This is a genomic window from Mesorhizobium sp. M0045 (genome assembly GCF_040323385.1).
Classification (GTDB): Bacteria; Pseudomonadota; Alphaproteobacteria; order Rhizobiales; family Rhizobiaceae; genus Mesorhizobium.
The window spans coordinates 443,530-460,351 of the sequence record NZ_JAMYUY010000001.1 but is presented as its reverse complement, the minus strand read 5'-3'; the positions used below and the strand labels follow the sequence as shown (position 1 = coordinate 460,351).

General features: G+C 62.7%; 17 protein-coding genes. 10 read left to right on the top strand and 7 right to left on the bottom strand.

The window, feature by feature from the left end:
• The first annotated feature begins 107 nt into the window (after positions 1-107).
• The 4 genes from NKJ72_RS02355 to NKJ72_RS02340 all read left to right on the top strand — a co-directional run bounded on the left by NKJ72_RS02355 (position 108) and on the right by NKJ72_RS02340 (position 3,875).
• Complete coding sequence (locus NKJ72_RS02355) at positions 108-1,175, top strand: type III polyketide synthase (RefSeq protein ID WP_352475663.1); 1,068 nt, start codon at positions 108-110, stop codon at positions 1,173-1,175.
• A complete protein-coding gene (locus NKJ72_RS02350; RefSeq protein WP_352475662.1) occupies positions 1,172-1,885 on the top strand; it encodes a methyltransferase domain-containing protein in 714 nt (237 codons plus the stop codon). Before NKJ72_RS02355 ends, NKJ72_RS02350 begins: the two co-directional genes overlap by 4 nt.
• Positions 1,882-3,102 carry an NAD(P)/FAD-dependent oxidoreductase gene (locus tag NKJ72_RS02345; RefSeq protein WP_352475661.1) on the top strand — a complete coding sequence of 407 codons (1,221 nt, stop codon included), beginning with the start codon at positions 1,882-1,884 and terminating at the stop codon, positions 3,100-3,102. The genes NKJ72_RS02350 and NKJ72_RS02345 overlap by 4 nt, the downstream gene beginning before the upstream one ends.
• 176 nt (positions 3,103-3,278) lie before the next feature.
• Positions 3,279-3,875 (top strand): cation efflux transmembrane domain-containing protein, encoded by a 597-nt coding sequence (locus NKJ72_RS02340; RefSeq protein WP_352475660.1) that lies wholly within the window; start codon positions 3,279-3,281, stop codon positions 3,873-3,875.
• Between the two features lie 228 nt (positions 3,876-4,103).
• Here the strand turns inward: NKJ72_RS02340 and NKJ72_RS02335 are convergent, their stop codons facing one another.
• A complete protein-coding gene (locus tag NKJ72_RS02335) occupies positions 4,104-4,526 on the bottom strand; it encodes a hypothetical protein (RefSeq protein ID WP_352475659.1) in 423 nt (140 codons plus the stop codon).
• Between the two features lie 191 nt (positions 4,527-4,717).
• Between NKJ72_RS02335 and NKJ72_RS02330 the strand changes: the two genes are divergently transcribed.
• The 5 genes from NKJ72_RS02330 (at position 4,718) to NKJ72_RS02310 (ending at position 10,591) form a co-directional block, all read left to right on the top strand.
• On the top strand, positions 4,718-5,530 hold the full coding sequence (locus tag NKJ72_RS02330; RefSeq protein WP_352475658.1) for a class I SAM-dependent methyltransferase: 813 nt from the start codon (positions 4,718-4,720) through the stop codon (positions 5,528-5,530).
• 569 nt (positions 5,531-6,099) lie between these two features.
• Positions 6,100-7,608, top strand: a complete 1,509-nt coding sequence (locus NKJ72_RS02325) for a tlde1 domain-containing protein (RefSeq protein ID WP_352475657.1) — start codon at positions 6,100-6,102, stop codon at positions 7,606-7,608.
• 361 nt (positions 7,609-7,969) lie between these two features.
• On the top strand, positions 7,970-8,755 hold the full coding sequence (locus NKJ72_RS02320; RefSeq protein WP_352475656.1) for a ThuA domain-containing protein: 786 nt from the start codon (positions 7,970-7,972) through the stop codon (positions 8,753-8,755).
• Between the two features lie 55 nt (positions 8,756-8,810).
• Positions 8,811-9,869 (top strand): Gfo/Idh/MocA family protein, encoded by a 1,059-nt coding sequence (locus tag NKJ72_RS02315; RefSeq protein ID WP_352475655.1) that lies wholly within the window; start codon positions 8,811-8,813, stop codon positions 9,867-9,869.
• A 299-nt stretch (positions 9,870-10,168) separates the two neighbouring features.
• On the top strand, positions 10,169-10,591 hold the full coding sequence (locus NKJ72_RS02310; protein WP_352475654.1) for a hypothetical protein: 423 nt from the start codon (positions 10,169-10,171) through the stop codon (positions 10,589-10,591).
• Between the two features lie 143 nt (positions 10,592-10,734).
• Here the strand turns inward: NKJ72_RS02310 and NKJ72_RS02305 are convergent, their stop codons facing one another.
• The 6 genes from NKJ72_RS02305 to NKJ72_RS02280 all read right to left on the bottom strand — a co-directional run bounded on the left by NKJ72_RS02305 (position 10,735) and on the right by NKJ72_RS02280 (position 15,514).
• Positions 10,735-11,463: an amino acid ABC transporter ATP-binding protein gene (locus NKJ72_RS02305; protein WP_352475653.1), complete on the bottom strand. Its 729-nt coding sequence runs from the start codon at positions 11,461-11,463 to the stop codon at positions 10,735-10,737.
• A gap of 29 nt (positions 11,464-11,492) precedes the next feature.
• A complete protein-coding gene (locus tag NKJ72_RS02300; protein WP_352475652.1) occupies positions 11,493-12,167 on the bottom strand; it encodes an amino acid ABC transporter permease in 675 nt (224 codons plus the stop codon).
• Positions 12,164-12,835 carry an amino acid ABC transporter permease gene (locus tag NKJ72_RS02295; protein ID WP_352475651.1) on the bottom strand — a complete coding sequence of 224 codons (672 nt, stop codon included), beginning with the start codon at positions 12,833-12,835 and terminating at the stop codon, positions 12,164-12,166. Before NKJ72_RS02295 ends, NKJ72_RS02300 begins: the two co-directional genes overlap by 4 nt.
• A 116-nt stretch (positions 12,836-12,951) precedes the next feature.
• A complete protein-coding gene (locus tag NKJ72_RS02290; protein ID WP_352475650.1) occupies positions 12,952-13,740 on the bottom strand; it encodes an ABC transporter substrate-binding protein in 789 nt (262 codons plus the stop codon).
• Positions 13,741-13,850: 110 nt separating this feature from the next.
• On the bottom strand, positions 13,851-15,014 hold the full coding sequence (locus NKJ72_RS02285; protein ID WP_352475649.1) for a saccharopine dehydrogenase family protein: 1,164 nt from the start codon (positions 15,012-15,014) through the stop codon (positions 13,851-13,853).
• Entirely contained in the window at positions 15,011-15,514 is a 504-nt protein-coding gene (locus tag NKJ72_RS02280; protein WP_023677254.1) for an Lrp/AsnC family transcriptional regulator, read from the bottom strand. Before NKJ72_RS02280 ends, NKJ72_RS02285 begins: the two co-directional genes overlap by 4 nt.
• Before the next feature lie 384 nt (positions 15,515-15,898).
• Between NKJ72_RS02280 and NKJ72_RS02275 the strand changes: the two genes are divergently transcribed.
• On the top strand, positions 15,899-16,753 hold the full coding sequence (locus NKJ72_RS02275) for a hypothetical protein (protein ID WP_352475648.1): 855 nt from the start codon (positions 15,899-15,901) through the stop codon (positions 16,751-16,753).
• Positions 16,754-16,822 lie beyond the last annotated feature (69 nt).

Sequence of the window (16,822 nt, the reverse complement as noted above, 5' to 3'; positions counted from 1 at the left end):
CAGTTTCCGGAAACGTTTATCGAACAGCTCAATCCGGTGTTCGACATCGGTGTCAATAACCAAAGACCCTCCGGCGGCACACCGTCCATACGCCGAGGAGACAGAATATGCCCGTCAAAGCCTATATCAACCGGATCGCGACAGCGGTGCCGGAGTACGAGGTTCATCAATTCTACCTGCGTTTTGCGGCCTCGATGCTCGCGGCCGATCGCCGGAGGATCTTCGAACGCATGGCCGATGTTGCCGGCATCGAGCACCGCTATTCCTGCTTTGCGCCGGCGTCCGACCCGGCGGGACCATCCGCCGACCTGGCGGGGACCTTCATCCGCGGTGCGTTTCCCGGAACGGCGATGAGAATGGCAATGTTCGACGATGCAGCACCTGTTCTGGCGCAAAAGGGCATCGACGGATTGCAGCTTGGCGACGACGCCTCCCGCATCACCCATTTGATCGTCACCACCTGCACCGGTTTTTCGGCGCCGGGCATCGATCTCGAACTGGTTGCCCGGTGTGGGCTGCCGGATAGTGTCGAACGCACGATGATCGGGTTCATGGGTTGTTACGCGGCAATCAACGGCCTCAAGCTGGCCCGCCACATCGTCCGCTCCGACCCGCAGGCCAAGGTCCTGCTGGTCAATATCGAGCTCTGCACGATGCATCTGCGCGAAACCACTGAACTCGAAAAGCTGCTGTCGTTCTGCCTTTGGGGTGACGGCTGCGCGGCCGCGCTCGTGACCGCCGAGCCGGCCGGCATCGAGCTCGATAGCTTTCACTGTCTGGTGGCGAGGGAGCGGCGGGAGCTGATGCGCTGGAACATTCGCGACCACGGCTTCGAAATGGTTCTTTCCGGCCAGGTTCCGGCAGCCATTCATGAAGCGTTGCGGAGCAACCAGGCCGCCATCCTCGGCGGTCGATCGGCGGAAGACATCGACCTTTGGGCCGTGCACCCGGGTGGACGTTCGGTTCTCGACGCCGTCGAAAGGGCCCTGAAACTGGTGTCCACCGCGCTGGACCCATCGCGCGAGGTGTTGCGCCGGTATGGGAACATGTCGTCCGCGACCGTCATGTTCGTGATGAAGGAGATGTTGAAGGCGCCACCCGGCCTGCTCGGTTGCGGCATGTCGTTCGGACCAGGATTGACGGCGGAAACCATGCTCTTTCGAACGGTGTCATGAGCGGCCTGGAGCGTCGGCAGCTTGCGCCGGAAATCCTCGACGGACTTGCGGCCGACGATCCGCGAGCGCTTGTCGCGCGCCGCGACCTTCGTCGCATCAACATGCTGATGTTTCAGGCGCCGATCATGACGTCGTTGCTCAGGAGGTTCGTGCCAACGCCGCCACGCCGCATCCTGGAGATCGGCGCCGGTGATGGCTCCTTCATGCTGGCGGTGGCGCGGCGCATGGCCAGGCATTGGCCCGGGGTCGAACTGGTGATGCTCGACCGCGTCGACCTCGTCACCGCGCAATTGCGCGGTGATTTCGACAGCCTGGGATGGAAGGCCGAAGGCGTTACCGCCGATATCTTCGATTGGGCAGGAAAGATCGAGGGCGTGCGGTTCGACGCCATCACCGTCAATCTGTTTCTGCATCATCTCGACGATGCGCAGCTCGTGCGTCTGTTTTCGCTCATCAGGCCGAAAGCCCCGTTGCTCATCGCGACGGAGCCGCTGCGGGCGAAACTGGCGCTGGCCGCGACCCGTCTTCTCCCGGCAATCGGCGCCAACGACGTCACACGAAACGACGCGGCTCAGAGCGTGCGTGCCGGCTTTCGCGGCAGCGAGCTTTCCGGCCTCTGGCTTGCGGCCAACGGCAAACCGGTCGAGGAACGGCGCGCTGGCCCGTTTTCCCACATCTTCGTCGGCGCCAGCGCCAGCAACGAGCCATGACGCGATTGTCGACCCATGATGCGATCATCATAGGCGCCGGCCCGGCGGGCACCTCTGTCGCGCTCACGCTGGCCCGGCGCGGATGGGCCGTGGCCATTGTGGAGAAGACCGCATTTCCGCGCCGCAAGGTCTGCGGCGAATACATCTCGGCAAGCAATCTTGCGCTTCTCGACCAGCTGGAGATCGGCGATGCCTGGCGTGCCAATGCCGGCCCCGAAATCCGCCGCGTCGGTTTGTTTTTCGGTGAGACCTCCGTCGAGGCTGCAATGCCTGGTGCAGGAGCTGGGTCTCGTGCGAAACACGGCTTCGGCCGGGCGCTCGGCCGGGACATTCTCGACTCTCTGCTTCTACAGGCGGCGCGATCGGCGGGCGTCGAAATCTTCCAGCCCTGCCGCGCCGTCGCCATCGACCGGGATGGTGAGATGCAACGTGTACGAGTTCAGGCCGGGGATGAAGCGGTGATGTTGCGTGCGCCGGTGATTGTCGCCGCACACGGCTCCTGGGAGCCGGGACCATTACCCAGCCAGCTCGCAAAGACCAATCGGTCGTCGGACTTGCTCGGCTTCAAGGCGCATTTCACCGGGTCGTCGCTCGCACCGGACTTGATGCCTCTGCTGGCTTTTCCAGGCGGCTATGGCGGCATGGTCTCGGCGGATCATGGACGGTTGTCGATCTCGTGCTGCATTCGCCGCGATGTGCTCGCGCGGCTGCGTAAACAACATGACCCCGAACACCGGAGCCATGTGTCAGCCGCCGATGTGGTCTCGCGCCATCTCATGAATTCATGCCGGGGCGTGCGAGGCTCCCTGGAACCGGCGCACCTCGACGGTCCGTGGCTTGCCGCGGGTCCGATCCGGCCGGGAATTCGCTCCTGCTACGAAGGAGACATCTTCCGCGTCGGCAATGCAGCCGGAGAGTCTCATCCAGTCATCGCCGAGGGCATCTCGATGGCGCTTCAGTCCGGCTGGCTGCTGGCTTGCGAACTCGCATCCGCGCCAAGTGGCCGGGCAGGACGCGAGGCCGCCGCCAGACGCTATGAGGCGGCTTGGAAAAGACTGTTTTCGACCCGGGTCTACGCTGCCGCTGCTATTGCCGGAATTGCCCTTCGCCCCGGCAGCGCCACAGTGATGGCGGCGATCGTCCGGAATTTCCCGCAGGCGCTGACACTGGGCGCGCAACTGAGCGGCAAGACCAAGCCGGTTCCCGGCTTTGCCTGACGAGCGACGCGCATTAGGGCACGCCCAAAACAGGGTGACCGTCCTGTTTTGGCTCGCAGGTGTTTGGTGACGGCGTGCCATGTTCGGCCTAGGCTGGCCTCAAAGCCTGGGAGATCGAGACGTCGAGGAACGGGACGGCCAGCAACAACATTAACGGCGTCACATCGGGACAGACCATGCAGCAAGCCATTACGTCGGACGGCCTTCGCCGGGTGGTGCTTGTCGTCGCGCTGCTGAACCTCGGTTACTTCGGCATCGAATTCGCCGTGGCGCTGGCGATCGGCTCGGTGTCGCTGTTCGCCGACAGCGTCGATTTTCTGGAAGATGCCTCGGTCAATCTCCTGATACTGCTCGCCATGGGCTGGTCGCTGCGTGCCCGCTCGCGGGTCGGCATGGCGCTGGCGCTTATCCTTCTGGTGCCCGGCCTGGCGACGCTGTGGACCGCGTGGGAAAAGTTCAACATGCCGGTGCCGCCGCAGCCGGCAGCGCTGACGCTGGCGGGGTTGGGCGCCTTGGCGGTCAACCTGTCGTGCGCGTACATGCTGGCGCGCTACCGCCGTCACAGCGGCAGTCTTACCAGGGCGGCATTCCTTTCGGCCCGCAACGACGCCGTCGCCAATATCGCGATCATACTGGCCGGAGTGATGACGGCCTTCCTATGGCGCTCGGCATGGCCGGATCTGATCGTCGGCCTGGGGATTGCGGCGCTGAACGCAGACGCGGCGCGCGAGGTCTGGGAGGCAGCGCGGGAGGAGCACCGCGCCGGTTCGTGAAGCCAAACGCCAGCTGTGCCGGCCTGCGAATGCGGCGATGCAGGGGCGCCAATGCAGGGGCGCCAATGCAGGCCCGCAGACCGGCGTGCAGTCATCCAGAAACTTGCGTGATTTCTAATATAGCGCACGCTTGCAAAGCGGGCGGAGGGAGAAACGGCTCATAAGCACGCACCTCATCAAAAGGCCCGCGTCCGGACGAGGACGCGGGCCGGTTTTCGCTGGCATGCGCTAGGCAGGTATCAAGACGGCGATGCGGTGGATGCCGACTACCTTGCTGGTATTGGCTGCCTCGTCGGTCTTGCCCTTGGCGCAGGTGTACACGTCACCTTCCCTAAGCTTGAATTCCTTGTCCGCCTTCTTGATCGTGAATTCACCGGCAGCAATGGTGCACACCATGTCGTTGTCCATCACCATTTGAGGGGCGGCTGCTCCGGGCTGAAAGACTATGTCGACAATTGAGATGCTCTTGTAAGCGGGGATATCGGAATTGCCGGTGCCGACCTCGACCAATCTGACGCCGGGGGCTATTTCCTTGCCTTCCTTCGGGCCGTATTTCTTGACCTTTGCAGCAGCCGCCAGCGTGAACAAAGGCGGCACCGCTGCCGCCGTCACGCCAAGCGCGATTGCAGACCTGCGACTTATGGTTTTCATCGCATCCTCCCATTTTATGTTTGGCCACGCACCAATGCGCATGACCATAAGATATTAACACATATGCAGATAATTGCAGCACGGCGTTTCGGAGCTTCCGGGAGCGAACCGCCTCCCGGTCGAATGCGACCGAATAGCAAACAATTCCATGCTATGCTGACGAGCCATCAAACGGACGGCGGGGGATAGCAATGTTGGAAACGGACAAGGTATTCGCCGGCTCAATTCCGGAAAACTACGACCGCTATATGGTGCCGTTGATTTTCGAGCCGTTCGCCGCAGATCTTGCACGGCGAGCAGCGTCCTTGTCGCCAAGCGCCGTTCTGGAAACCGCCGCGGGCACCGGGGTTGTCACCCGCGCATTGGCGCCAAAACTGTCGCCCGGTGCAAGCTATGTCGTAACCGACCTCAACCAGCCGATGCTCGACTACGCCGCTTCGCGGCAAGCTCCCGACGATCGCATCAAATGGCGTCAGGCGGATGCTCTGGCGCTACCGTTTGAAAATGCGGCCTTCGATCTCGTTTGTTGTCAGTTCGGCGCGATGTTCTTTCCCAACCGCTCATCTGCCTACCGCGAAGCCCGGCGAGTCCTGAAGCCCGGAGGACATTTTCTATTCAGCGTATGGGATCGCATCGAGGAGAACGTGTTTGCCGACGATGTGACGAATGCTCTGGCGAGGATTTTTCCGAACGATCCGCCGCGCTTTCTGGCACGCACGCCGCATGGCTACCACGATACGGCACTGATCCGTGGCGAGCTGGAGGACGCAGGTTTTTCCGGTGTGGTGATCGAGACGAGAGCCGAACAAAGCCGTGCCTCCTCGCCGCGCCTTCCGGCCGTTGCTTATTGCCAGGGCACTCTCCTTCGCAACGAAATCGAGGCCAGAGAGGCGGGGAAGCTGGACTCTGCAACCGACTATGCCGCAGCCGCCATTGCAGACAGGCATGGCAGCGGCAAGGTTACTGCCAAAATTCAGGCTCACATAGTGGTGGCTGTGGTCTAGGTGTTGGATATCCCGCTCCGGCACTTGGCGACATTCAGCTGCTGCGCGGCAAACATCTTGCCGCTGTCCCGAATTCTCAGACGTTAATCGTTCATTCGCCCGAGTGGCAGGTCGACAAGTGCCGGGTCGATAATCGCCGTTCTGATCGAACGCCGGGGCTTGATGACGGTGGCTGCCGGCCGCAAGATTCTGGTCGGCCCGGCTTCACTTTCGCAGCCATGCCGACTCCGCCCAGCAAGGTCTAGTCATTTCGCTTTCTTGACTCGGCCGACAAAAACGGGCAGCAAAGTCATCATTGGAGGGCAGTTTTGCCAACTATGCAGGTTTTGGAGGGCGTTTTTCGGTGTGACCGTCGCCCAATCGGCGGTCGGTAGAGGGATTAGTTAACCAACTTTGTCCATCTTTTGAATCAATCGGCAACAGACGCGAAGCGTGCTGGGGGCACCAGGCGAACTGTGAATGTCACGGCTGCGAAATCCGCTAGCCGGCATCGGCCGATTGAGAGTGGTTGAATGGCGTTTGTAAGTGCGAAAACCCGGGGTGACAGTCCTGCAACTGGATTGACTTCGATGAGGCCCGGCCTGCGCTGGGTCGCGGTTCCGGCCGTCGGCGCAGCCATTGCTTTATGGTCGGTGGCGACCTTGGCCGGCCTTTATTCGATGGGAACCTCGCTCACCGCCGCTTCCAACGGTCTCCCGCAAAGCCTGCTCGCGCCGCGCACGATCGCGCTCGCCGATCCTCGCCGCAGCCTTGCAAAGGCGCAGGCCCCGACATGGGCCGCGACAAACGCAGCGCTGTCGGCCAAGCTGCTGCAGCACGGGTGCGATGCCAACTGCCTGCGGTCGGCGTCGAATTTCGTTCACCAGGGAAAATCGGCGCGTCTCAAGCGCAATACGGTGCCGCTCGTCGCCGATGCATCGCGGCAATCGAGCTTCGACGACGTGGTGGCCAAAGCAGGGCTGTCGCCGCAAAAGCTTGCCGCCGCCTTTGCCCGTGCCGGCTCACCCGTCATGCTCGCAAGCCTGCCGGCCGCCGCCCGGTTCGCCGAGCCGGTACGCATTCCCGACCCGAACGGCCCGGCATCGGTGCGCTTCGGGCCGGAGGTGGCGGAGATCGAACGCTCGTCGCGCCTGGCTCTGGCGCTGGCGAATACTTTGCCGGAGCAGATGATCGACGTGCTCCCGGCAGCCGTCGTGGCAAGCGAGCCGGCAGCTTCGCAAGAGCCGCAAGAGCCTGAGGTCCAACTGGCCTCGCTGCCGCCGCAGGACGACATGCCCGACAGCGTTCCGCTGCCGACGCTGCGTCCGCAGGCGGACATCGATGAGCCGGCGCCCCAGGCTCAAGCCTCGAAAGACCGGGCGCCAAAGGATCAGGCATCAAAGGCCCAGGCAGCAAAAACGGAGCCGCCCCAGAAATCCAGGGCCCAGGCATCCAGGGCGAGCAAGGTCCAGACGGCCGACGCTCCGCCGGTCGAGACGCTACCCGGCAGCCTGTCGCCGCGCAATTCGTCACAAGCGGCAGTGCCGGCGGTGTCGGGCAAGCCGGGCAAACGGTCGAAGACGCAGGGCGGCGACATGCTGGCCTATGCCAAGCCCGACATGCCTTCCGGCGGACTCGGCGGAGCCTTCAGGAACCTGTTCACCACGCCCAACATGGGCAGCGGCGTCGCCGTCTACGACATCTCGGCCAAGACCGTCTATATGCCCGACGGCTCACGGCTGGAGGCACATTCGGGACTGGGCGCGATGGTCGACCAGCCGCGCTACGTTCACAAGAAGAATGTCGGTCCGACGCCGCCCGACACCTACAATCTGACGCTGCGGGAATCGCGCTTCCATGGCGTCGAGGCCCTGCGTCTCACCCCTGCCAGCGGCAGCAACAAATATGGCCGCGACGGCCTGCTCGCCCACACCTACATGCTGCGCGGCGGGCGCGCCGAATCCAATGGCTGCGTCGTCTTCAAGGACTATGCCCGCTTTCTCGCCGCCTACAAGAAGGGCAAGATCAAGCGGCTCGTCGTGGTGCCGCGCCTGTCAAAGCCGCTGACACGCGTCGCCCAAGAGGGCCGCGGCGCTTAGGGCGTTCGCGGTCCTTTACGGCTTCGTCATCCCAGGGCGGAGCGGACGCGAAGCGGAAGCGCAGACCCTGGGATCCATGCCGTTGCATCAGCCGAAGAATGCAACGATGCAGATTTGACGCCGTTCTGTCGCAATCCCTTTCACCTCTTATCCCTCTTGCATCGAGGTTCTGCACCGTCGCAGCGCATAGAAGTCACGGCATGGATCCCAGGGTCTTCGCGACGTCGCTTCGCTCCTGCTTCGCCCTGGGATGACGACGCTGGGGGACGTTTGGGCCAATCTCGAGGTTTTCATTCCCGGCCGAGGATATTATGACTGACCCGCAGGGGCGGCTCCAGCTTCAAACAATCACGAGGACATCATGACAATACGCGCTGTCGTCTGGGGCGAGAATATTCATGAGCGGACCAACGAGGTGGTCGCCGGCATCTATCCCGAGGGCATGCATGCGACGATCGCCAATGCGCTGAAGCTCGACCCGGAGATTTCGGTATCGTGGGCGACGCTGGAGCAGAAGGAGCATGGGCTGCCGGCCGACCGTCTCGCCGAGACCGACGTCTTACTGTGGTGGGGACACAAGGACCATGGCGCCGTCGCCGACGAAGTGGTCGAGCGCGTGGCGCGCCGCGTCTGGGAAGGCATGGGGCTGATCGTTCTCCATTCCGGCCATTTCTCGAAGATCTTCAAGAAGCTGATGGGCACTCCCTGCACGCTGAAATGGCGCGAGGCGGGCGAGCGCGAACGGCTCTGGGTGACCAGCGCAAGCCACCCGATCGCTGCCGGGATCGGCGAGTATTTCGAGCTCGAAAACGAGGAGATGTATGGCGAGCAGTTCGCCGTGCCGGAGCCGCTCGAGACCGTGTTCATCTCCTGGTTCCAGGGCGGCGAAGTGTTCCGGTCGGGGCTGACCTATCGCCGCGGCGCCGGCAACATCTTCTATTTCAGGCCCGGCCACGAGACGTATCCGACCTATCACGACGCCAACGTCCACAAGGTGCTGCGCAATGCGGTGAGATGGGCGCACAACCCCCAAGGCTCCAATCCGGCCATCCTCGATGCGCCGAACGTACCGGTGGAAAAGGCGCTCGAGCCGATCGTCGAGCGTGGCGGAAAACTTCATTCCGCCGGCGAAACCGGCTTCCGCTAGACGACAAATCCATTATCGAACAAGAAGATAAAGCCCTGTCCTAAGGATAAGAATCATGCGTCTGTTGATACTCGGTACGGGCTGGATGGCGGAGGAGCATGCCAGGCAGTTCGGCAAGATCGAGGGCGTCGAACTGATCGGCGCCGTCGATCTCGACCGTACGCGTGTCGACAAGTTTTCGGACATCTATGGCATCCCCAACCGCTTCGCGTCGCTGGACGAGGCGCTGGCATGGGGCAAGTTCGACGCGGTGGCGAACGTGACGCCCGATCGCATCCACCATCCGACCACCATGATGCTGATCGCGGCGGGCAAGCCGGTGCTTTGCGAAAAGCCGCTGGCCGAAAACTTCGAGAAGGCCACTGAGATGGCCGATGCCGCCGAGCGAGCCGGCATCATCAACATGGTCAATCTGACCTATCGCAATGTCGCGCCGCTGCAGAGAGCGCGCGCCATGGTGCTGGCTGGCGAGATCGGCACGGTCAGGCATGTCGAGGCCTCCTATCTGCAGAGCTGGCTGGTATCCAAGTTCTGGGGCGACTGGCGCACCGATCCGAAATGGTTGTGGCGGCTGTCGCGCGGCCACGGCTCCAATGGCGTGCTGGGCGACGTCGGCATCCACATCCTCGATTTCGCCAGCTATGGCGCCGCACTCGACATCGACCATGTGTTCTGCCGCCTGCGGTCCTTCGACAAGGCGCCCGAAAACCGGATCGGCGAGTACGAGCTCGATGCCAACGACAGTTTCACCATGGCGCTGGATTTCAGCAATGGCGCTTTCGGTGTCGTTCATGCCAGCCGCTGGGCGACGGGCCATCTCAACGAACTCCGCCTGCGCATCTACGGCGACAAGGGTGGCATCGAAGTCGTGCACAATCTGACCAGCTCGGAGCTGAAAGCCTGCATCGGCGAAGATGTCGAGAACGCCAAATGGCAAGTTCTGGACGCCGGAACGGTGGCGACCAACTACCAGCGCTTTGTCGATGCGGTGCGCAACGGCGTTCAGGCCGAGCCGTCGTTCCGCCATGCGGCCGAATTGCAGAAGGTGCTCGACCTCGCCGTTGTCTCGGATGAGAAGAGGGCCGAATTGAGCACGCACGCGGATGCGCAATAGGCTTGGGTTCCTGCGCCGCAGGGCGAGGGAGAGGTGGCCGCAAAGCGGCCGGAGAGGGGTCTTTGGCAGCGAGGGCCTTCGCAAGAATGAAATGTCTTTGATGGCGGGACAAGGTCGCACGCAATGACATGGTCAGCGCAATTCCCCCTCTCCGTCTCGGCGACCCGAGTGGTTTGTGAAACTCGCTAGCCGCGAGCGAGACTGAACTAACTCGGAAGGTCAGTTGACTCTTCGCCGCAACGGCCCATCGTTGATTGTTGGCCTACCTTTCCGACCAACTTTTGAACAGGGAGGAAACCATGGAAGCCGTCAATCGTAGATCCACAATTGCACTCGGTCTTACACTGGCCGCAACGCCTCTGATCGCTTGGGGGACACCAGCAGCTGCCCAGACTTACGGCCCCGATGAGGGCAAGGAGGTCTCACCCGGCGTCAGAGTTGTAGCGCTTGGTGAGCGCAAGTCGGTCATACCAGCCTATGCAACGGTGAAGCTGCGCGATGTTGTCATTCAGCCTGGAGCGAAGACGACTGACAACATGATGAAGAACGACATGCTCTGCCACATGACTGAGGGAGAACTTTCGGTCGTTCACAACAAACAAAAGTTCACAGTCAAGAAGGGCGATGTTTGGGCCTGCGCTAATGGCGCTACGACAGAAGGCACCCAGAACACGAGCAGTGCGGTCGCGATCATGCGGGTCATCGATTTGATGCCAGCATAAGGGAAGCGGCTGGTGGAAGTGCGGCAATGGCCGCCCTAAGAGGAAGCCCGGCGCGCATCTGTCGTATTAGGGAACGTCCAGCGAAGGGCCGCTTTCCATCCATCTCCGCCATCGACGACAGCCAGCTGAGTTGAGTTCGAACCCTAATGCCGCAGGATCTTGCTCAGGAAGGCGCGGCTGCGGTCCGTCTTCGGGTGCGAGAAGAACTCGTCCGGGGTGCCGCTCTCGACAATGGCGCCGGCGTCCATGAACACGACGCGCTGGGCGACCTTGCGGGCAAAGCCCATCTCGTGCGTCACCACCATCATGGTCATGCCTTCCTCGGCCACGGCGACCATGACGTCGAGCACTTCCGAGATCATCTCGGGGTCGAGCGCCGAGGTCGGCTCGTCGAACAGCATGATCTTGGGCCGCATGCCGAGGCAGCGCGCGATCGCCACGCGCTGCTGCTGGCCGCCTGAGAGTTGCGCCGGATAGGCATCGACCTTGTCGGCGAGGCCCACCTTGGCGAGCAGCTCGCGCCCGGCCTTTTCGGCCTCGGTGCGCGGGATCTTGCGGACATGGATCGGCGCCAGCGTCACGTTCTCGAGCGCCGTCTTGTGCGGATAGAGGTTGAACGACTGGAAGACGAAGCCGATCTCGGTGCGCAGCCGCGTCATGTTGGTGGCGGCGTCGCCGAGACGCTGGCCGTCGACCGTCAGGTCGCCGTCGCGGATCGTCTCCAGCCCGTTGATGCAGCGGATCAAGGTGCTCTTGCCCGAGCCGCTCGGGCCGCAGACGACGACCACTTCGCGCGGCTCGACGCTCAGCGTGATATCCCTGAGCACGTTGAGCTGGCCGAACCATTTGTTGACGCCGCGAAATTCGATCATGCCAGTGCCATTTTTGCTAAGGTTCGACATCACAACTGCACCTCGCCATGCGCCGCGCCCATGCGTTGCTCCAGCCGGCGGGCCAGCATGATCAGGGGGTAGCAGACGATGAAGTAACCGAGCCCGACGAGGAAGAAGACGAGCAGGCCGTTCGGCACACGCTGCACCACCAGCCAGCCGACGCGGGTGAGGTCGGTGAGGCCGATGGCCGAGACAACCGAGGAATCCTTGATCAGCAGCACATATTGCCCGACCAGCGGCGGCAGCACGATGCGCATCGCCTGCGGCAGCACCACCTGGCGCATGCGCTGCCAGCGCGACAGGCCGGACGCCAGCGCCGCCTCGACCTGGCCGGTCGGCACCGAGCGGATGCCGGCGACGACGATCTCGCAGATGAAGCAGGCGGCCAGATTGGTCAGCGCGATGATGCCGGCGATGAAGGCGTCGAGCTCGATGCCGAGTTCCGGCAGGATGAAGAAGATCAGGAAGATCTGCACCAGGAACGGTGTGCCGCGGATCAGGTCGACCCAGGCGCCGATCGCGCCGCTGATCAGCCGGTTGCCGCCGGTGCGCAGGATGCCGAGGCAGAAGCCGAGCAGCGTGCCCAGCACCAGGCTGATCAGCGACAGCACCACGGTCATGCCGAGGCCGCGCAAGGCGAGGGGGTAGCTGCCGGCGATGCTTTGCAGCTGCTGCCAGATCATGTCCGTGCCCCCGCGAGGCCGAGCCAGCGCCCGGAGAGCGCCGCCAGCCCCTTCAGCCCGTAATAGAGCAGGAGGTAGAAGGCGGCGATGGTGATAAAACCTTCCGCCGGCATGAAGCGGTCGGAAGCGAGCAATTGTCCGGCGCGCGTCAGTTCGGCGACGGAGATCAGCGACAACAGCGCGGAATCCTTGACCAGCACGATTGCCTGGCCGAGCAGCGGCGGGATCGTCACCTTGAACGCCTGCGGCAGGATGACGAGGCGCATGCGCTGGACATAGGTCATGCCCGAGGCGACGCCGGCCTCGACCTGGCCGCGCGGGATCGACAGGATGCCGGCGCGGATGATCTCGGCGACATAGGCGCCGCTGTTCAGCGACAGGGCCAGGATGCCGACGACGAGCTCGGGCAGGACGAAGCCGAGCCGCGGCAGGCCGAAATAGAGGAAATAAAGCTGCGCCAGTAAGGGCGTGGCGCGCACGGCGTCGATATAGGCCTTGGCCGGGACGCGGAACAGCCGGCCGCGCTGCAAATTCATTGCGGCGAGCACGATGCCGACGGCGAGCGCGCCGGCAAAGGAGAGCGCAGACAGCCACACGGTCGTGACGAGGCCCTGCCCGAACAGGGGCAGATATTCGACGATGGTGCGGAAGCTGAAGTTTTCGAGCATGGTGAGTGGGCAGTAGTGAGTAGGCAGTAGTGAGTAGTGAAGGTGTCCGGAATGCCATCAGCCACTCCATGCTCCCTAATTTCTACTCCCTACTCGCTACTCCCTACTCCTGTTCGTTAGTGGTCTTTCTTCCAGGCGTCGGAATTCACCCAGTAATCGAGGTTCTTCTGCAGGCGGCCGTCGAGGCTGACCTGATCGAGGAACAGGTTTATCCAGACCAGCAGGTCCTGCTCGTCATAGCGCGTGGCGAAGGCCAGCGGCTCCTTCGACAGCATATCCGGCATGATGGTGAAGCTGCCGGCTGGGTAAGCGGTCGACTGCCCCTTGACCGCCGAGACGTCGTTGACGCCGCAATCGGCCTGGCCGTTATTGACGGCGTCGAGCAGCAGCGGGCCGCCGCCCTTGTAGCTCTTGATGTCGGCATCGGGGAAGGCGGCCTTGGCTTCCTTCTCGCCGGTGGCGCCGAGCAGCACCGCGATCTTGGTGCCTTTGGCCTTGCAGTCCTCGGTGGACTTGAAGGCGGTCCCAGCCTTGGTGAAGACGGTGCTGCCCGTGTACATGTAAGGCTTGGTAAAGGCGACCTTCATGCCGCGCGCCAGCGTCGGCGTCATGTCGGCGACCAGAAGATCGGCCTTGCCCGACAGCAGCGCCGGGATCAGGCCGTCCCAGTCGAAGTCGAGGAAGGTGATCTTGACGCCCATTTCCTTGGCCATCAGTTCGGCGAGTTCGACCGAACTGCCGGTGCGTTCGCCGGCGGCACCCACCAGCGAAAAGGGCGGGCCTTGCGTCTGCACCGCAACGCGCAACTCACCGCGCTTGGTAATCTCGTCGAGGGTTCCGGCACTGGCGGCAGCGGTGAGGCCGGCGAGCGCAAGTCCGGCGATGAAAAGCTTGGCAATCTTCATTTGGGCATTCCTCCTTGTTGTCGTTTGTTGTTGCACTTGTTGTTTCACCCCATCGGGTGCTTTTTGAACGGCAGCGCCGTTGCCGGCGGCAACCACCGTTCGAAAATCCTTCAGTCCCAGCTCACCATTTCGGCAACCTTGATGCCGCGCCTGGCCAGCGCGTCGAGGAAGCGGCCATCGGGCACATGCAGCAGCGGGTTGAGCAGGCCGGGCGTGGCGATCTCGCGCCGTGCCAGCATCTGCGCCACGATGCTGGCGGGATAGCCGACGCCAAGGCTCATGCCGAACAGGCCGGAGGCGAGATCGCGTTCGATGACCAGCTCCGAGGTCACCGTCTTGCGGCGGCCGCCTTCGCTGCCGACAAAGACGTTGCGCATCACGCAAAGGTCTTTTTCGTCGGCGCCATATTGCAGTTGCGGACCGAGCAGCCGGCCGAGGAATTCGCGTGGGCTGGCACCGGTGCCGGATACCTTTTCCTCGGACAGGAAGCCGAGCTGCTTCAGCGGCGCCCAGAACGCCGACCAGCCAGGCCAGCGCAGCGAATATCGGCCGGAGCGCTGCAGCCCCTTTGCGGCGGCAAGCATGCCGGCATAATGCGGCGCGTCGCCATTGGGGAAGGCTTCCAGCCTGCCCAGCCCCGCCACCTCGATCTCGTGGATGAAGCGATTGTCGTGCTGGCGGGCGGCCGGCACATCGACCCGTTCGCCATTCTCGACCAGCACACTGTCGCGGTTCTGGCTGACCAGAACCATGTCGAAATTCCAGCTCACCTTGTAGCGCAGCGGCTCGACCACCGCTTTCGGCTCGGGAATGCCGCCGCAGTAGGAGTCGATCGCGGTGATGGTGTCGAACTGGCTTGCGGCGCGCGCGTAGAGCACAAGGTCGATGCCGGGGTCGAGCCCGCATTCGGTGACGATCGAGACGCCGGCCTTTTCGGCCTCCGGCGCGAGATCGGCGATGGCCTTGCCGTAATTGGTGGTGACCAGCGGCGTGCGCGTCGCGATCGCCGCCTGCACCGCCTCGCGCATCAGCGGTTGCGGCAACAGGTCGATGACCGCGTCGACATCCTTCATCACATCGGCCAGCACCGGACCGATCGCGCCCTCCGGCACGACGAAACGCACCCGGGCAAGGTCGGTCAGACCGCCAAGCCGCGCAGCGCCGTCGATTGCGGTGTCGACACAGACCACTTGCTCGACGCCGTCGCTGGCAACGAGATCGGCGATCGCCGCCCGGCCTTGCAGGCCGAGGCCGCCGAGAACCGCGATCTTCATGCCATTTCCTTCCGCGTCTCGTCCGACCAGCAGCCTTCCGGCAGGCTGACCCATTTGTTGCAGGACGCCATGACGACGAAGGTCTCGCTGCGCACGACTTCGCCCGGCTCACCGGCGCCGGGGATCAGCTCGCTGGTGACGCGGTAGAGATCGGCGACATCACCGGCCACGGTCACGTCGACGATGATGTCGAAGCGTCCGGTGACGACGGCTGCCGAGTTCACGAAAGGCAGTTCGGAGATGCGCTGCGCCAGTTCCCGGGCGCGGCCGCGTCCCTGCGCATTGATGCCGACGATCGCTGAGATCAGCTCGGGGCGTTCGGTGAGGTTGAGCAGCCCGACGATCTTGAGCAGGTTGCGGTCGAGCAGGTTGCGCAGCCGCATGCGCACCGTCGGCACCGAGATCGCCATCTTCTCGGCGAGGCGGTTGACGCCAAGCTGCGCATCCTGCGACAGCAGCTTGACCAGTCGCCGGTCGGTCTGATCGAGATGTTCCCGCAAACGCTCAGGCTTTCATAAAGGGAAATAAACGGCCGAATTTTCTTTCGGATATGAAAATACCTTATGAGAGATTTTTAACAATGGCAAGAGCCACGTCGTCCGCGGTCCCCTATGCCTGTCGGCAGTTTCGTCGAGGACGTCACATTTTGTTCTTGCTTTGTGCCGGCAGCTATGCTACTAATCTGGGTATGGTGCTAATTGGCTCCAAAGACCCGCCTCCCCGAGGCGGGTTTTTTGTTTTCCCATACCTTTGAAGGTTCAGCGCCGCCGGCTTGAGGTTGGCGGGACAGCGCCGTTCGGGACGCGCTGTGTTCAAGGGTGAAAGAAGCAAATGGCGCAAGAGGTGCCTGGAATCTCATGTTTAGAAAGGAACGGTAAATCGACATGAAGAAGATTTTTCATCTGTTGGTGCTCACGGCAATCTGCACCATTACCGCCGCCATGGCGCCAGTTGGCGCCGCATATGCCCAGAATGCGCCCTACTGGCGAGCGGACTGGGAGGAGGGGCCTTGCACCGGCGCCTCGTGCTACACCGACTGGTCTTTCGTTCAGGCGGAGGATTCCGCGCAAGCCGATCCCAGCCTGAACGCAATTGTCAGCGGCCTTGTCTCGACCGGCGCAGGGAATGTATCCTCGCACGGCGGCAACAGCTTCGGAAAGTTCGAAACGACGCTGGCCGCCATCAATGCCGGGAAGCCCCACTCCAAAGTCTACAAGGAGTGGCTCTTTGCAGGCGGCCTGGCCAAGAACGACGCTTTCGGACGTCCACTCCAGGCGGTGCCGCCGTCAGGGATCGATGGAACCTATGTCGCGTGGTTTTTCATTCCCTCCGATTACCAATACGCGGGAAACGGCTGGGCGAATATCTTCCAGTTCAAGGTGACCGAGCAATCGCCTTTCAAGCAGGACCCAACGTGGTGGGTCAACCTGACCGACAATTCGACTGACGATGTGGTGATGCTGCATGTGGAGAATGCAGCGGCCGGAGTGCATAATCCGGCTAACGATGTTCCCGCACCGAAAGGCCGCTGGTTTCAGCTGCGCGCGGATCTCTATGAAGGGGTATGCATCGATTGGTATCTGGACGGGGTGTTTTGGCAATCATCGTCAAACGCAACCTGGCCGGTCGGGCGGGATTCCGACGGATCAGGTACACCTCAGTCATTCGTGTTTGGCGTGGGTCACTATGGTGGAGTTGGCAAACTCTACACTGACGATGCCTACATGATTGCAAAGTAGCCACTGGCAAATTGCCGAAGTGCATAAAACAATAAGCTGCTTCGGGTCCAACCGGGCAGCTTTTTTTGC

Excerpts from the sequence above, each read along its gene's own strand:
- NKJ72_RS02355 (WP_352475663.1), top strand. The coding sequence starts at position 108 with ATGCCCGTCAAAGCCTATATCAACCGGATCGCGACAGCGGTGCCGGAG.
- NKJ72_RS02350 (WP_352475662.1), top strand. The coding sequence starts at position 1,172 with ATGAGCGGCCTGGAGCGTCGGCAGCTTGCGCCGGAAATCCTCGACGGA.
- NKJ72_RS02345 (WP_352475661.1), top strand. The coding sequence starts at position 1,882 with ATGACGCGATTGTCGACCCATGATGCGATCATCATAGGCGCCGGCCCG.
- NKJ72_RS02340 (WP_352475660.1), top strand. The coding sequence starts at position 3,279 with ATGCAGCAAGCCATTACGTCGGACGGCCTTCGCCGGGTGGTGCTTGTC.
- NKJ72_RS02335 (WP_352475659.1), bottom strand. The coding sequence starts at position 4,526 with ATGAAAACCATAAGTCGCAGGTCTGCAATCGCGCTTGGCGTGACGGCG.
- NKJ72_RS02330 (WP_352475658.1), top strand. The coding sequence starts at position 4,718 with ATGTTGGAAACGGACAAGGTATTCGCCGGCTCAATTCCGGAAAACTAC.
- NKJ72_RS02325 (WP_352475657.1), top strand. The coding sequence starts at position 6,100 with ATGAGGCCCGGCCTGCGCTGGGTCGCGGTTCCGGCCGTCGGCGCAGCC.
- NKJ72_RS02320 (WP_352475656.1), top strand. The coding sequence starts at position 7,970 with ATGACAATACGCGCTGTCGTCTGGGGCGAGAATATTCATGAGCGGACC.
- NKJ72_RS02315 (WP_352475655.1), top strand. The coding sequence starts at position 8,811 with ATGCGTCTGTTGATACTCGGTACGGGCTGGATGGCGGAGGAGCATGCC.
- NKJ72_RS02310 (WP_352475654.1), top strand. The coding sequence starts at position 10,169 with ATGGAAGCCGTCAATCGTAGATCCACAATTGCACTCGGTCTTACACTG.
- NKJ72_RS02305 (WP_352475653.1), bottom strand. The coding sequence starts at position 11,463 with ATGATCGAATTTCGCGGCGTCAACAAATGGTTCGGCCAGCTCAACGTG.
- NKJ72_RS02300 (WP_352475652.1), bottom strand. The coding sequence starts at position 12,167 with ATGATCTGGCAGCAGCTGCAAAGCATCGCCGGCAGCTACCCCCTCGCC.
- NKJ72_RS02295 (WP_352475651.1), bottom strand. The coding sequence starts at position 12,835 with ATGCTCGAAAACTTCAGCTTCCGCACCATCGTCGAATATCTGCCCCTG.
- NKJ72_RS02290 (WP_352475650.1), bottom strand. The coding sequence starts at position 13,740 with ATGAAGATTGCCAAGCTTTTCATCGCCGGACTTGCGCTCGCCGGCCTC.
- NKJ72_RS02285 (WP_352475649.1), bottom strand. The coding sequence starts at position 15,014 with ATGAAGATCGCGGTTCTCGGCGGCCTCGGCCTGCAAGGCCGGGCGGCG.
- NKJ72_RS02275 (WP_352475648.1), top strand. The coding sequence starts at position 15,899 with ATGAAGAAGATTTTTCATCTGTTGGTGCTCACGGCAATCTGCACCATT.